Origin of the sequence: Viridibacillus sp. NPDC093762 (assembly GCF_050279675.1) — a bacterium.
Taxonomy (GTDB): domain Bacteria; phylum Bacillota; class Bacilli; order Bacillales_A; family Planococcaceae; genus Viridibacillus.
Window position 1 is genome coordinate 14,640 of record NZ_JBNNUK010000014.1, and the last position, 15,176, is coordinate 29,815.

General features: G+C 35.9%; 12 protein-coding genes and 1 riboswitch. Of the genes, 3 read left to right on the forward strand and 9 right to left on the reverse strand.

Annotated elements, in window-relative coordinates; all coding sequences use genetic code 11:
• The first annotated feature begins 35 nt into the window (after positions 1-35).
• Positions 36-581, forward strand: a complete 546-nt coding sequence (locus ACQKM9_RS15805; protein WP_427735317.1) for a phosphoribosyltransferase family protein — start codon at positions 36-38, stop codon at positions 579-581.
• A gap of 258 nt (positions 582-839) precedes the next feature.
• On the opposite strand, the gene ACQKM9_RS15810 is transcribed toward ACQKM9_RS15805, so the two are convergent.
• The gene (locus tag ACQKM9_RS15810; protein WP_427735318.1) at positions 840-1,337 is read right to left on the reverse strand and encodes a methylated-DNA--[protein]-cysteine S-methyltransferase; all 498 of its coding nucleotides are present in this window, start codon (positions 1,335-1,337) and stop codon (positions 840-842) included.
• A 368-nt stretch (positions 1,338-1,705) separates the two neighbouring features.
• Here ACQKM9_RS15810 and ACQKM9_RS15815 point away from each other — a divergent pair, with 368 nt between their 5' ends.
• Both ACQKM9_RS15815 and ACQKM9_RS15820 read left to right on the forward strand, forming a co-directional pair.
• The gene (locus ACQKM9_RS15815) at positions 1,706-2,437 is read left to right on the forward strand and encodes a phosphate ABC transporter ATP-binding protein (RefSeq protein WP_427735319.1); all 732 of its coding nucleotides are present in this window, start codon (positions 1,706-1,708) and stop codon (positions 2,435-2,437) included.
• Positions 2,434-3,189 carry an ABC transporter permease gene (locus ACQKM9_RS15820; protein WP_427735320.1) on the forward strand — a complete coding sequence of 252 codons (756 nt, stop codon included), beginning with the start codon at positions 2,434-2,436 and terminating at the stop codon, positions 3,187-3,189. Before ACQKM9_RS15815 ends, ACQKM9_RS15820 begins: the two co-directional genes overlap by 4 nt.
• A gap of 76 nt (positions 3,190-3,265) precedes the next feature.
• Here the strand turns inward: ACQKM9_RS15820 and ACQKM9_RS15825 are convergent, their stop codons facing one another.
• From ACQKM9_RS15825 to ACQKM9_RS15860, 8 genes are all read right to left on the reverse strand, one after another.
• On the reverse strand, positions 3,266-3,820 hold the full coding sequence (locus ACQKM9_RS15825; RefSeq protein WP_427735321.1) for an NADPH-dependent FMN reductase: 555 nt from the start codon (positions 3,818-3,820) through the stop codon (positions 3,266-3,268).
• A gap of 348 nt (positions 3,821-4,168) precedes the next feature.
• Positions 4,169-4,774, reverse strand: coding sequence for a response regulator transcription factor (locus ACQKM9_RS15830; protein WP_193737584.1), 606 nt, complete (start codon positions 4,772-4,774; stop codon positions 4,169-4,171).
• Positions 4,767-5,906: a sensor histidine kinase gene (locus ACQKM9_RS15835; RefSeq protein WP_427735322.1), complete on the reverse strand. Its 1,140-nt coding sequence runs from the start codon at positions 5,904-5,906 to the stop codon at positions 4,767-4,769. Before ACQKM9_RS15835 ends, ACQKM9_RS15830 begins: the two co-directional genes overlap by 8 nt.
• Positions 5,907-6,005: 99 nt before the next feature.
• Positions 6,006-7,058 carry a fatty acid desaturase gene (locus tag ACQKM9_RS15840; protein WP_427735323.1) on the reverse strand — a complete coding sequence of 351 codons (1,053 nt, stop codon included), beginning with the start codon at positions 7,056-7,058 and terminating at the stop codon, positions 6,006-6,008.
• A gap of 279 nt (positions 7,059-7,337) precedes the next feature.
• Complete coding sequence (metH, locus tag ACQKM9_RS15845) at positions 7,338-10,769, reverse strand: methionine synthase (RefSeq protein WP_427735324.1); 3,432 nt, start codon at positions 10,767-10,769, stop codon at positions 7,338-7,340.
• A complete protein-coding gene (locus tag ACQKM9_RS15850) occupies positions 10,750-12,609 on the reverse strand; it encodes a bifunctional homocysteine S-methyltransferase/methylenetetrahydrofolate reductase (protein ID WP_427735325.1) in 1,860 nt (619 codons plus the stop codon). The genes metH and ACQKM9_RS15850 overlap by 20 nt, the downstream gene beginning before the upstream one ends.
• Positions 12,610-12,683: 74 nt before the next feature.
• Positions 12,684-12,790: riboswitch (SAM riboswitch) on the reverse strand.
• A gap of 167 nt (positions 12,791-12,957) precedes the next feature.
• Positions 12,958-13,650 carry a class A sortase gene (locus ACQKM9_RS15855; protein ID WP_427735326.1) on the reverse strand — a complete coding sequence of 231 codons (693 nt, stop codon included), beginning with the start codon at positions 13,648-13,650 and terminating at the stop codon, positions 12,958-12,960.
• Between the two features lie 111 nt (positions 13,651-13,761).
• Positions 13,762-15,153 carry a protoporphyrinogen oxidase gene (locus ACQKM9_RS15860; protein WP_427735327.1) on the reverse strand — a complete coding sequence of 464 codons (1,392 nt, stop codon included), beginning with the start codon at positions 15,151-15,153 and terminating at the stop codon, positions 13,762-13,764.
• Positions 15,154-15,176: the final 23 nt, after the last annotated feature.

Here is a 15,176-nt window from a genome sequence, read left to right on the forward strand (position 1 = left end):
CATTAGTTATTTTGTAAATCGGAGGATTTTATGCAATGAAAACTTATGAATTACATGTCGCAGGTTTAAAGCGACATTTACCCATTATTCAAATTAAAGAGAATCTCTCTATAGCTAGCTTTGTTTTATTAGGTGATATAGAGATGGTGGATGCAGCAGCTACTGCCCTTGCTGAAAAGCTACCTGATGTAGATCTACTCATTACAGCAGAAGCAAAAGGGATTCCATTAGTATATGAACTTTCAAAGCGGATGAAATTACCACGTTATGTCGTAGCGCGTAAATCATTAAAAGCCTATATGCTTGAACCACTTATCCATGAAGTGAAGTCCATTACGACAGAAGAAAAACAAATCCTTTGTTTAGATTTCCATGATGTTGCCTTTTTAAAGTATAAAAGGGTTGCAATAATTGATGATGTTATTAGCACGGGTGAGTCTATTAGAGTTTTAGAAGAGCTTGTGACAAAAGCCGGTGGTCGAGTTGTTGCAAAAGCTGCTATTATAGCAGAAGGTGATGCTATTAAACGGGATGACATTATTTTCTTAGGAGAATTGCCACTCTTCCCTCATAACCAATAAACTGACAAATTCACAAGCCAATTCAATTTTGAATTGGCTTTTAATTTTGTCAAAATTTAATCTACGCTAATAAAATATACGATTTTCACACTAAGCTGATTAAGGAGTTCAAGTATTAATTGAAGTTGTTTTATTATCCGAAACGACTTTAATGCAGACAAACATTATTAATTATTTTATACTTACTATTTATATAGGAAGAAACTCGATTTTTTTGCATCAAATTGGTAAAATAATTTATCTATTTTCATATCTCATTTACATCATTTTTTCTAATGCAAGTAGTGCTTTTTTCATCGGTATACCGCTACGAAAACCTGTAAGTTGACCATCTTTTCCGATAACACGATGACATGGTACGATAATCAAAATTGGATTTGCACCAATTGCTGTACCTACAGCTCTCACTGCCTTTGGATTATTTATTTGATTGGCGATTGCTGAGTAAGTTGTCGTTTCGCCATAAGGTATTCCTTGTAATGCTTTCCAAACAGCTTGTTGAAACTCTGTGCCACCTGTATCTAGAGGCATCACAAACCCCCTTTTTTCACCTTTAAAATAGTCTAGCAACTCTTTTTTATGCGTTTCTAATTTTTCATCAGATTCTATTAAGGTATACTGTTTAAACCTCTTTGCAGACATCGTTTCCAACTCCTCCTTACTAATGCCTACATAACTAAGCCCATGGTCTGTTGCAGCTAAATAAATTCTCCAATCCTCATATTGAAAACATGTCCAATAAATTTCATTTATCATATTAATATTCCCCTTTTTTCGTTAAGACTTTGCTGTTTCACCAGTCATTTTTATTAATAATGTAATAAAATACGATGCATTTGATTCGCACCTATACAAGATATAGCACGCTAATGTAGTTTGTTCTTCGGTAATACAAAAACTCAGCATATCAAACCTTACTTTTTGGTGTAATTATAATATACCCAATATTGTGGAATGAAAGGGTAGTGTTGGGAAGTAAAAGTAATATCAAAAATCTGACTCCTTGATTACAAAAGGTTAACGTCACTTGCTTAACTATTGAGTGCTCAACCGACTCTTATATAGAAGATTATTCTTGAATTATGGTACATTTATAGTAAAGACTTTTTTTAGGAGGCTTACAAATGGATACTGTATACGATCCCGCCATACATTTTAGCCATGTTGATTTTCAAATTGGTGACTCTAAAATAATTAAAGACGTTACAGGATCTTTTCCTAAGGGAAAAATCACAACGCTTGTTGGTCCATCTGGTGCAGGTAAGACTACTTTACTCAAAATGTGCAACGGCTTAATCTCCCCTACTGCTGGCGATATTTTTATTCACAATAAACTCATTACTACTTATGATCCAATTGATTTACGTAGAAATGTTGGAATGGCATTGCAGGCTGCTCCTATGATTAAAGGCACAGTTTTTGAAAACTTAGAGCTTCCGTTAGCATTGCAAAATAAGAAACTAGCTGAAGAAAATGCTATTTCATATTTAGATGATGTTGGTTTGGAACACGATTTTTTACATAAAGATGCAAATAATTTATCCGGTGGGCAACGCCAAAAAGTATCGATTGCAAGAACCCTTGTCAATCAATCCGAAATTTTGTTACTAGATGAAATTACATCAGCACTCGATCGTGCTTCATTAAAAGAAATAGAAGAACTAATCGTCAAAATCAACGAAAAATATAATGTGACTATGATTTGGATTACACATAATCTTGAGCAAGCATTAAAAATTGGTCACTATACTTGGGTTTTAATGAAAGGTGAAGTCATTGAGACTGGAGAGAGCAAACTATTAGAAGACCCTCAAAGTGAGCTTGTAAAACGCTTTGTACAAGGAGTGATTAAGTGAGCTATTTGGCGTTATCCTTAACATTGATTTTCGTACTTATTCCATTATTTTTATCAAAAACTTTAAAACTCGGATTAGAAAAAGATACATTTATTGCAACGATTCGCTCAATTATTCAGTTGCTTGCTGTCGGCTATGTATTAAAGTTTGTTTTTGATTCCAACCATTTTATCTACATATTCTTAATGATTGCTTTGATGATTGGAACTGCTACATTAAACGCACGTAAAAAAGGGAAGTCCATTGACGGGATTACGTGGAAAATTGCTGTTACTTTACTGACTGTAGAAGTATTGACGCAATCCATACTACTAGGCTTTCACATTGTACCCGCAACTGCACAATATATTATTCCAATTAGTGGTATGATCATTGGGAATTCCATGGTACTATCCATTTTATTCTTAAATCGTTTCACAGCTGAAATGCACGCTCATCGTGATCAAGTAGAGCTTATTTTATCATTAGGTGGAACACCAAAGCAGGCTATTCATCATCAATTAATTAGTGCGATAAAGGCAAGCATGATTCCAACGATAGAAAGCCAAAAAACTATTGGACTTGTACAACTTCCAGGCATGATGAGTGGTCAAATCATTGCTGGAGCTGACCCTATTCAGGCAGTTCAGTTTCAATTACTAATCGTTTTCATCTTGCTTACGACAGCGGCTGTATCAAGTATTTTCCTTGGATTTTTGTCCTATCCAACATTGTTTAACAGTCGCATGCAAATGTTGAAAGAAAAATTTTAATTAAAAAGCTTCTTCTCCATACGTCTTAGAGAAGAAGCTTTTTTTTGCCATAATGATTGTACAGGTGAGCTATATATTATTTAGAATGTTTGTCGTAAAAAACTATAAAGTTGTCTACTACAGTATCAAGGAATGCAATCGTACTTTCATCTGTTAGTTCGCCAGCTTCGTTTAATTTCGTATGAACCGCACCTATATATACTTCATTACCTGGCATGATTACCGGCGCTAAAGCTGGATTTGAAAGTATTTCACGTAAATGGATTTGTGCACGCACACTTCCTAAAACACCCATTGATGATCCTACAATGAATCCTGGTTTATCTTTGATTGTATAGTCACCACCACGTGATAACCAGTCAATTGCATTTTTTAATGCTCCAGGAATTGAATAGTTGTATTCAGGAACAGCAAATAATACTGCATCAGAATCTTTAACATCCGCTTTAAAAGCTGTTGCACCAGCTGGTGGATTGTTTTCAATATCAATTGAGAACATTTCAACATCATTAATTAATACTGGTGTAATATCCAATTTGTTTGCATATCGTTTTTTCATGAAATTTACAAGTTTTAAATTATTTGAAGTTGAGCTAGTTGAACCTATTATTGCTTTTACTTTAATAGTCATTTAATGTCTACTTCCTTTTCTATTTTAAAATTTTGTACCACGTAAATCATATACCTTAAAAATAGAATATTCCAACATTTTAACTCGTTGAAGAAAAATAACTTATTTAGCATGCGCATTTATTAATGAATCTTCGTTAATTTTTGGGGGCATTGGCTAATACTCGAGCTTCCTTTTAACCTATTCGCTCCTCTTTTTGACTCACTCGAGTTTCCTATTAACCTACTTGCTCTTCTATTCAACTCTCCTACATTTGTAGTCTTTCCAACAAAAAAGCACCTCACAAAGAGATGCTGATTAATTTACAATATGAATTTATATAGAATTTACTTAGCCATGCCTTTCGCTCTATTTGTTCCATCCTTTTTCCTTAAAACGAGCGATAGCTTCAATTCGATTGCTTACTTCTAGTTTGTCTAAAATGGTTGAAATATAGTTTCGCACGGTACCGGGCGAAAGAAAAAGCTCCCCCGCTATTTCCTTCGTCGTTTTACCCTCCGCTACTAGCTCAAGTACTTCACTTTCACGTTCTGTGAGCGGATTTTCAATCGTCTCTTCATAGACAATATCGATTAATTCAGGTGCATATAGCCGTCTGCCTTCCATAATTACACGGATAGAATTTACAAGTTCTTCAATGGGGCTGTCTTTTAATAGATAACCACGCACACCCGCTTTACGAGCGCGTTCGAAATAACCTGGACGTGCAAAAGTAGTCAAGATGATAATCTTACAAGGATGATCTTGTAATTCTTCAGCAGCATCTAATCCTGTTTTCAAGGGCATTTCAATATCCATAATACAAATATCGGGATTATGCTCCTCTACAAGCGCGACAGCTTCAGCACCATTTTTGCCAATGCCGACTACTTCCATATCATCTTCCATATTGAGTAAAGATTTCATAGCACCTAGAAGCATACCTTGGTCTTCAGCTATGACGATTTTAATCATGTTGGTCACTTCCCTTTTGATGTGTGATGACGACAGGTACAGTAATGTTAAGCACTGTGCCGTTTTGTTCAGCAATTTGCAGATTGCCGTTGACGAACTCTAATCGCTCTCGCATGCCATTTAAACCATTACCTTCTGATCTCTCTTTTTGGGCTGATAGGCCAACGCCATTATCTGCAATGATAATTTGTAATTCATTTTTATTTTGGACAAATGTAATTTCACATTTCGATCCATCACTATGTTTTACTATATTATTAACAGCTTCCTTTAAACACATGCTTAGGACATTTTCAACGATTGTTGGGACCTTATCAAAATTAGGATCTCCTACAATCGTCAATTCCATTTCTGCTGCATCTAAAATTTGCTGGATACGGACAAGTTCATCACGTAACTTCACTGTACGCATATCTGCGACAAGTTCACGTACTTCCTTCAACGCAATGCTCGCTGTTTGGCGAATATCTTTTAATTCCAGCACTGCAGCCTGTGGATCCTTTTCCACTAAACGTGCAGCTAAATCACTTTTCAAACCAATCATGGAAAGCTTTTGTCCAAGGGTATCATGCAAATCGCGCGCAATACGCTGGCGCTCTTCATAGATACTAAGCTCAGAAATACGTTCTTTTGCCGACTCTAGTTGTCCCTCAAGCTTTTCACGTCTATTCCAGTTATATAAATTAAAAGGTAATAGGACCGTTCCAATAACCGAAATAATGATAAAGTGAATTTGTGGAAGAAACAAATCAATTTCAATGAAAAATCCTGCTACTATCGCGCCAATTGTAAAAGCGATATGTAAGCCATACATAATATAAAATCCTACAGTATTACGGATATTCCCGATAAAAAACGCCGTAAATAATGATAGATAAACATAACCAAAAAGTAATGTCATTGCAACATTAATTAGCATTTCAAAGGATACCCACATATATACAAGTCCATTGTGTGATCTATGTGAAAAACGATACGAAACAAAATATAAAAGTAAAATTGAAATCCCTATCGTTATTTCTAAAAATGAAGATGCCCTAAATATGAAGAAGAACGGTAGTAAACAAAAAATAACCCAAGCATAGATACTTAGCCAAGGACTTTTCGGAAAAATACTAAACCAGCTCAGCATAAATTCATTCACCGCCCCATCTAATTGCCCCTATTATATCAAATGTCGTACAAACAAAAACAGCCATCTCTGTTTAAAGAAATGACCATTTTTTCATACTTAGCTAGCTTTTTTCATAGGTACATCTTGGTTTTTTGACAAACGATCATGATCATCTACTAACCTTTGTACAGATTTGAAAGTCACAAAGGATTTATGTGATGGATCATATAATTTATAACGTAATGATTCTAAACTCGTTTTGATAGTTATTGTTGTCGCTTTTTGAAGTGGTGGTACTTTTTCATGTGCTTCTTCTAATAAGTAATTTGGTACACGTGGTGACAGATGATGCACGTGATGGAAACCAATATTGCCTGTTACCCATTGTAAAACTAGTGGCAATTTATAATATGAACTTCCTTCAATCGCTGCTTTTACATAATCCCACTCAGATTCTTCTTCAAAATAAGAATCTTCAAATGTATGTTGAATGTAAAATAACCAAATTCCTAACGCCCCAGCTACAAACATCGTCGTACCATGTACAATTAAAAATGCAGTCCATCCTGCAGTCATAACAAGCGTAGTTGCTAATGCTACGATAATAATATTTGATAGATACGTATTCATACGCTCTTTTCTTTTTGCATCTTTACGATTAAAACGACTTGAAATTAAAACTAAATAAAGTGGTCCAAAACCGAACATTACAAGCGGGTTACGGTAAGCGCGATATTTGAATCGCTCCATTTTTGATGCTGCAATGTACTCATCAATTGTCATCACCCAAATGTCACCAACACCACGTTTATCTAAATTTGAACTTGTTGCATGGTGAATTGCGTGTTCACGTTTCCATTTTTCATAAGAAAACAATGTTAATACTCCTGTTATTGTACCAACGATATCTGTTGCTTTTTTATTTTTAAAAAATGACCCGTGAGTACAATCATGGAATATAATGAATGTACGAACAACAAAACCTGCTGCGATTATACTTAAGCCAACCGATGCCCAAACAGAAACTGGAACTAATAGATACGCTGCTGTCCATAAGATTATTAGTGGTAGCAAAGTGTTAACCATTTGCATGATACTTTTATTCAAATGAGACTTAGCGAACGGTGCGACGTCCTTACGTAATTGCTTCGTCTTTTCTATATTATTCATGTGATGTCCCTCACTTTTCTTCGCTTTATATATTCTCATATTAAAACTTATAGTTACATGATAGTAGATATAGTTGTCATGATTAACATATGACATCTGTCATATAGCAAGTCTTAATACTTGGTAACAAGATTAAAATACACTTGATAATAGTTACTTCGTTTAATAGTTATCATTAAATGATAGGAATGGATTTTGTTTTCTTACTCGAAATAACACCTATAATCTATCTAAAAGAAATGCAAAAAGCGAGATGGCTTAAAACCATCTCGCTTTTTCTCATTCTACATTGAAATATCTTGCATCAGGATGTGCAAAAACAATTGCTGATACGGATGCTTCTGGCGACATCATAAATTCCTCTGTAAGATGTACACCTATATCTTCTGGTTTGATCAAACCAAATAGTTTCGATTGATCTTCTAAATTCGGACACGCTGGGTAGCCAAATGAAAAACGCTGTCCTTGATATTTTGCTGCAAAACGATCACGCATAGTGCAATCGGTGGCATCTGGGAATCCCCATTGGTCTCGAATTTCTTGATGGATGCGTTCTGCAAAACCTTCTGCTAATTCCAGAGCTGTTGCTTGGAATGCATGACTTTCAAGGAATTTCCCTTGCTCTTTCAAACGTGCTGCAGCCTCACGTACACCGTGCCCAGCCGTTACTTGCATAAAAGCAACATAATCCATTTCTCCACTATCAACTGTTTTCAAGAAATCAGCTAAACATAAGTACGGCGTCTTATTTTGGCGTGGGAAAGTAAAGCGTTCAATAACGGTCTGACTATCTTCTGGATCATAAATGACAACATCATCTCCGTCCGCTTGTGCAGGGAAAAATTGATACATACCTGATGGATTTAACATACCTGATTCCAAGAATTCTGTTACTAATTCGTATAACTCAACTGCTCGAGAGTCACCTTTTCCAAGCATTTCATCACTATACCCTCTTAAACCTAAGTGATGGCCAATCAATGTTCGCATATTCACATATGGATACAAATGGGATACTGAATAGTCTTTTAAAACGTGACGTCGTAAATCAGTCGGTACAAAAACAGGTGCATCAGAACTTACTGTTTTAATCGGTTTTTCTGCTACAGCAACAGCTGGTCTTGCAGCGCGCTTTTCTTCTGATGCTGCACGTTTTTCAATTGCGTCTTCTAACTCATGTAGCAATTCACCTTTATCTTCACTTTGCAGTCTGTTAGCTAACTCAAGCCCATGCATTGCGTCTTTTGCATACATAACTGGACCATCGTATTCGGCTGCAATTTTTGTTTCGGTAAAGCGTCTTGATAATGCCGCTCCACCTACAAGCATTGGAGTGATGATGCCTGCATCCTTGAAATCTTGCGCAGTAATAACCATCTGCTGTGCTGATTTTACGAGTAATCCCGATAATCCAACGATATCTGGATGTTCTTTTTTAATAACTTCAATTAATGCTTGTGGTGTAACTTTAATACCAACATCAATTACCTTATAACCATTATTACTTAAAATAATATCAACAAGGTTTTTTCCGATATCATGTACATCACCTTTAACCGTTGCTAATATTACTTTCCCTTTACCAGTGTCATTTTCATTTTTTTCCATGAATTGTTCTAGGAATGATACAGATGCTTTCATAACTCCAGCACTTTGTAGTACTTCTGCTACGATTAGCTGGTTGTCATTAAACAAACGTCCAACTTCAGCCATCCCAGTCATCAAAGGTCCATTAATAATTTCTAACGGTGAATCGTACATGTTCATCGCAGCTTCTAAATCAGGAATTAGTCCTTCTTTCGTACCTTCAATAATGTAATACGCTAGTCTCTCTGGTACTGTTTTCGGAATATCATCTTCGGTTTTTTCTTTCTTTTTATCACGATAGAAATCCGTAAAATCAGCAAGTGTTTTGTCGTTTGTTTTATAGATTAAATCATTTGCTAAGTTAATCTCAGCTTCTGGAATTGAAGCATATCGCTCTAATTTCTCTGTATTTACAATTGCATAATCTAGACCGGCTTGTGTACAGTGATAGAGATACACAGCGTTTAATACTTCCCGTCCAACTGGAGGTAAACCAAAGGATACATTACTAACGCCTAGAATAGTTAATACTCGAGGCATTTTTTCTTTGATTAAGCGAATACCTTCAATCGTTTCTTCAGCAGCTCCTATATATTGCTCATCTCCCGTACCAACCGGGAATACAAGAGGATCGAAAATAATGTCTTCTGGTGCGATTCCCCATTTGTTCACTAGCAGGTCATAAGAACGTTCAGCAACTTTTAATTTACTATGGCGGTCAACAGCCATTCCTTTTTCATCAATTGTTCCGATAACGATAGATGCACCGTATTTTTTCACTATTGGTAAAACAGCATCATACCGTTCTTCTCCATCCTCTAAATTGATAGAGTTAATGATTGCTTTACCTTGGGAATATTTCAATGCTTCTTCGATTACCTTTTCATCCGTTGAATCGATTACAAGGGGAACTTTAACCTTCTTTACCACTTCTGTCATAAAATTTTTCATATCTTCAAGTTCATCACGGTCAGGGTTTGCTAAGCAAATATCCATTACGTGCGCACCATTTTTCACCTGGGCACGAGCAATTTCTGCCGCTTCTTCAAATTTACCTTCTATAATTAAACGCTTAAATTTCCGTGAACCAATAACATTTGTACGTTCTCCAACAAATAGCGGGCGCATTGAGTCATCATAAATAAGCGGTTCAATTCCTGCTACGGCATGCCCATGCTCTACAGGGATTTGACGAGGCTGCTTATTCTCTACTACTTTACGAATTGATTTAATGTGCTCAGGCGTCGTACCACAACAACCCCCAACGATATTTAACCAACCTTTACCTGCAAAACCTTCAAGCTTTTTAGACAATGATTCTGGAGTTTCATGATAATGCCCTTCTTCATCTGGTAATCCTGCATTCGGATAACAACTAACATAACTTGTTGCTAATTCTGAAAGCGAGCGTAAATGATCTGTCATAAATTCAGGTCCTGTAGCACAGTTCAACCCTACTGATAACGGTTTAATATGTTCAATTGAAATATAAAAAGCTTCAATACTTTGCCCTGCTAGAGTAGTTCCCATGGGTTCAATTGTTCCCGATATCATCACAGGCAGCTCTTTACCAAACTCTTCAAATGCTTGTTTAATACCTAAAGTACCAGCCTTAACATTCAGCATATCTTGACTTGTTTCAAGTAATAATACATCCGCTCCGCCTTCAATTAATGCCTTTGCTTGCACGTAAAAGTCATGTAATAGCTCATCAAATGTTATACCACCCGTTACTGATAAGGTTTTAGTCGTTGGTCCCATTGCGCCAGCAACATATCGAGGCCATTCAGGTGTTGATATTTCATTCACTACTTTTTTAGCAATTTGCACTGCTAATAAGTTAATTTCATGCGCTTGATCACCCAGAGCATATTCATTTAACACAACAGGAGTCCCACCAAATGTATTCGTACTAATAATATCTGAACCCGCCTCTAGATAAGCGCGGTGTACATTTTCAATCACGTCAGGTCGTGTAATATTCAAATATTCATTACAGCCATCATATTCATCCCCACCAAAATCCCCGGGTGTTAAATTAGCATTTTGGAGCATAGTCCCCATTGCACCGTCTAATATAAGAATATGTTGTTGGAGTCGTTCTTTAATTGGTTGTTTTAACATAGTTGTGATCCCCTACTTTCTGTTTGTCTAGCTCTTGAATATAATGAATCAATTCTACTGACATGTTGTAACGTGTAAATGGCGTAATGATATATATGCCGTTGAATAACTCTGCGGCTGTATCAATTAATTCCTTAGCAATAGCTAGACCTTCTGCTATAGCAAGGTTTTTATCCTCTCCCGTTGCACGCATTCTTTCAAGTACTTCATCAGATAGCTTAATCCCCGGTACTTCATGATGTAAAAACTCTGAATTTCGAATACCAGTTAGTGGCATGATTCCTATGAAAATAGGGGTTTCTAAATGTTTCGTAGCTTCATATATCTCTATTATTTTTTCCTTCGTATATACAGGCTGTGTGATGAAATAATCTGCTCCACACTCAATTTTCTTTTCTAATCTTTTTACAGCTCTATCAAGTACTCGTACATTAGGATTAAATGCAGCTGCAATAGAGAAATTTGCCTTTTTACGTAAAGGTTTACCTGAAAATGATATTCCTTCATTCAACTGTTTGATTAATTGAAGTAACTCTAAACTTGAGACATCATAAACGCTAGTTGCACCTGGGAAATCACCCACTTTTGTAGGGTCTCCAGTAACCGCTAAAATCTCATTAATACCTAGTGCATCTAGACCCATTAAATGCGATTGTAAGCCGATGAGATTGCGATCACGACAAGTAATATGAGCAAGGGACCGAATATTATTTTGCGTTTTCAAAATTGAGCCCATTGCCATGTTACTAATACGAGGGGATGCCAATGAATTATCAGCCATAGTAACAGCATCAACACCTGTTGCGTTGAGTATTTGCGCACCTTCTATAAAGGCAGTCGTATCAAGATGGCGGGGTGTATCAAGCTCTACAATTATTGTACGTTCTCTTTTCGCCTTTTCGTGAAGTGGCTCATGATGATCAGGAGTCGCTTCTTTAATCTCGATTGCTTTTTTCTTCTTTACAATTTTATTTTCAATTGGGGGTAGATCAGCAATACGTTTTTTCACTGCTTCTATATGCTTCGGTGTCGTCCCACAACATCCACCAATTAAGCGAACACCTTGGTCACGTAGTAAAACACCAGCACGACCAAAATAATCAGCTTCTGATTCGTAAACAATTTTGCCATCTTCTACATCTAGCAAACTAGCATTTGGATATGCAGATAAGAATGCTTTGGATGGTAATTCAACATCTTCAAACGCTTGGATTGTATGATGGGGGCCTAATCGGCAGTTTACTCCGACAATATCTGCACCCAAAGCTTCTAATTGGTGCAGTGCATCATTTAACAATAAGCCATTTTGTAAAATACCTGGTTCATGCATTGATACTTGTGAGATGATAGGTACATCAGTTAATTTTCTCAAATGTTTCACTACAGATGAAAGTTCCTCAAAATCATAGTACGTCTCTAGTAATAAACCATCAGGATTACCAGCTAATAGATACCCCGCCTGCTCTTCTAATGCAGCAATAATCTCATCTAGTGTTGCTTCACTTTTACGAATACCGCGAATACCACCAATTGTTCCTAAGACAAACTGGCCACCTGGTGCTGCAGCACGTTTTGCAATGGCGATTGCAGATTCATTAAACTCCTTTACTGAGCTTTCTAAACCATAACGTTCTAATTTAATGGCATTCGCTGTATACGTATTAGTCTGAATAATGTCAGCGCCTGCTTTAATATATTGTTGATGTATATTTTCAATCACTTCAGGCTTGGTAATATTTAATTCCTCATAACAATAGTCAATTCCGTATGAATATAATAAAGTGCCCATCGCACCGTCAGCTGTTAACACTTGTGTATGCAATTTTTCAAGTAATCCCATTAAAATCCCTTCCTTTCTACATAAAAAAAGCCTTCTTATGGATAAGAAGGCTTGACGATTACGCTGTTCGCTCCTTCTTATCTTTTCGGACAATCTGTAAATCCGCTGGAGTTAGCACCTGACCAGTTGGCTGGTTGCTGAAGCTTCAAAGGGCCAGTCCCTCAGCTTCTCTTGATAAGAAATATTTATTTAATTGTTTGAATAATTAAAAGAATCATAACCCTAGAAAAGAATATCGTCAAGGGTATTTTTGCAATTGTAGAAAAACTCTGTATTATAAGAGTATTTTAACTACAAAACAAAAAAGAGGATTTTTGGCGATTACGTATTAAAACATCAATCTTTCTTTCATGACTGTTTATTTGCAAAAATGTTATTGGCTAACGTCTTATCATAACGCATTGTTTCAACCCATTCACCTTGAATAATTAGTCGCTTAGAACCATCATAATTACATGTAACAAGCGTTATCATTTTTTCATTTGAATCATTTATCACATCAACTTGCTCCGGTTGTACAATATGCATTTTATTAATTTTATATTCATAGATTTTTTTAAAATCAGTCACATAAACTTGCATACCTTCCTCTGCATTAGTAAGAGGACTAAAGAGTGCCTTTCCATTATTCATATTATGACCTGCTAAGGCATAATTAGCTTTTCCCATCTTTTGTTCAGGTTTCATCGTACCAGCACCAATGGCTAAGTTTGTATTCGATACACCATATAAAATAGGTAATCGCATATTCACTTGAGGTACACTAATAGCGCCTATGGCATTTAGTTTCTTTTGATTGAATTGTGCCTTTACAACATCTTTGATATTTAAATCATCCACTTGCTGAAAATCAAATGATGCATCTTGATTCTTCATCGCCAATGCTATGTCTTGTTGCTCAATCGTTGCCTTCGACATATTAGAAATGAAATACCCCATGATTGGTTGATAGAAAATAAATACTAAACCAATTACTAACAAGAGGATGCCTAAAATCAAACTTCCCTTTTTCCGCATGTTACCCACCTTCTTTTTACTCATTCATTTTATAGTAACAATTCATTTAGCATTTTCAAGCAGTTTGACATACCGTTAATATATATCCTAAAAGAAAGAGCTAAAGAAATGGGTATCTCCTCAGCTCTTTTCTATCTACCTTGATAATTTCGCTAGAATTGATTCTGCTGTTTCTTTCCCGTTCTTAATACAAGGACCAATACCTACACCGTAATAAGAACAACCTGCAAGTAATACATTTTCATATGAAGAAGCCAGTTTAGTTGATAAAGCTTCTACTGTTTTTGCATGACCAAGATGGTAAACAGGCATTAAATCATTCCATTTTGTCACGTCAACAACAGTTGGCTCTGCTTCTATATTCAAGCTTTTTGCAATATCATCTAATGCAATTTCAGTTAATTCTTCTTTACTTAAATGCTTCATATTCTCAAAATCCGGGTTTGAATTTTTATAAAATAAACGCACAAGCAATTTGTCATCTTTTGAAGTATGGCTCCACTTACGACTTGTCCATGTACAAGCATTACATTTGACGTCACTGTTTTCAGACACAATAAAACCTGTACCGTCTGCAGGTAATTGACTGTCAGGAATGTCAAATCCTAAATAAATCGTGATTAGTGAGGCGTTGCTAAATTCATTGAAGTCCTCATCCAAATTGGGATCTTTTAATAGTTTTTTAGTTACATCATGTGGTGTTGTTAACACGATAAAATCAGCTTCAATTGCTTCATGATTATCAAACATCAGTTTATATTTGTCGTCTCTTTTTTCAATATGACTTGTTGAAACGCCTTTTAGTATTGTAATGTCTGCTAGCTTCTCCTCAAAACGATTAAATAAAGAAGATAATCCATTTTTAAAGGATATGAATTTTTTATTTGCTGCTTTTTGAAATTCTTCTTTATGTGCGCCAAACCCTTTAATAATACTTCCGTACTGCTCTTTATAATCGAGTAAATACGGTAATGTTGAAGCCATTGTTAGCGTATCTAATTTCCCTGAATATACCCCTGATAACACTGGAGCAATTTGCTTTTCAACAAGCTCTTTTCCTAAAAAATACTCTAAGAAAGAACCGATAGAGCTATCCTTAGTAAAATGTTCATTAGGTAATTCTAAATCCTTCAACGCCGCTTTTTTTCCTGCTGCCGAAACTAATGTGCTACTTTCAAGGGACTCTACGCTTGTAGGAATGCCAAAAACGCTGTCTACTGGAATCGCGTGCAATGTATTATTTGTGTAAATATACGAAATTCCTGTACCATTATATACAAGGTCTTTTTGTAATCCTAAGTCTTCTACTAAAGGCATAACACTTGAATGACGTGCAACAATCGAATCTGCACCTGTCTCCAAAATAAAGCCATCATTTTCTACAGAGTGCATTTTACCGCCTAAATAGTCATTTTTTTCTATCAATACTAAATTTATATCTAAGCCTTTTCCCTCTTTTTCCTTTTGTAAATAATGCATAGTAGAAAGACCTGTTATACCGCCACCAACTACAACAACTGTTTTCAATATATTCACTCCTCAAAGCGGAT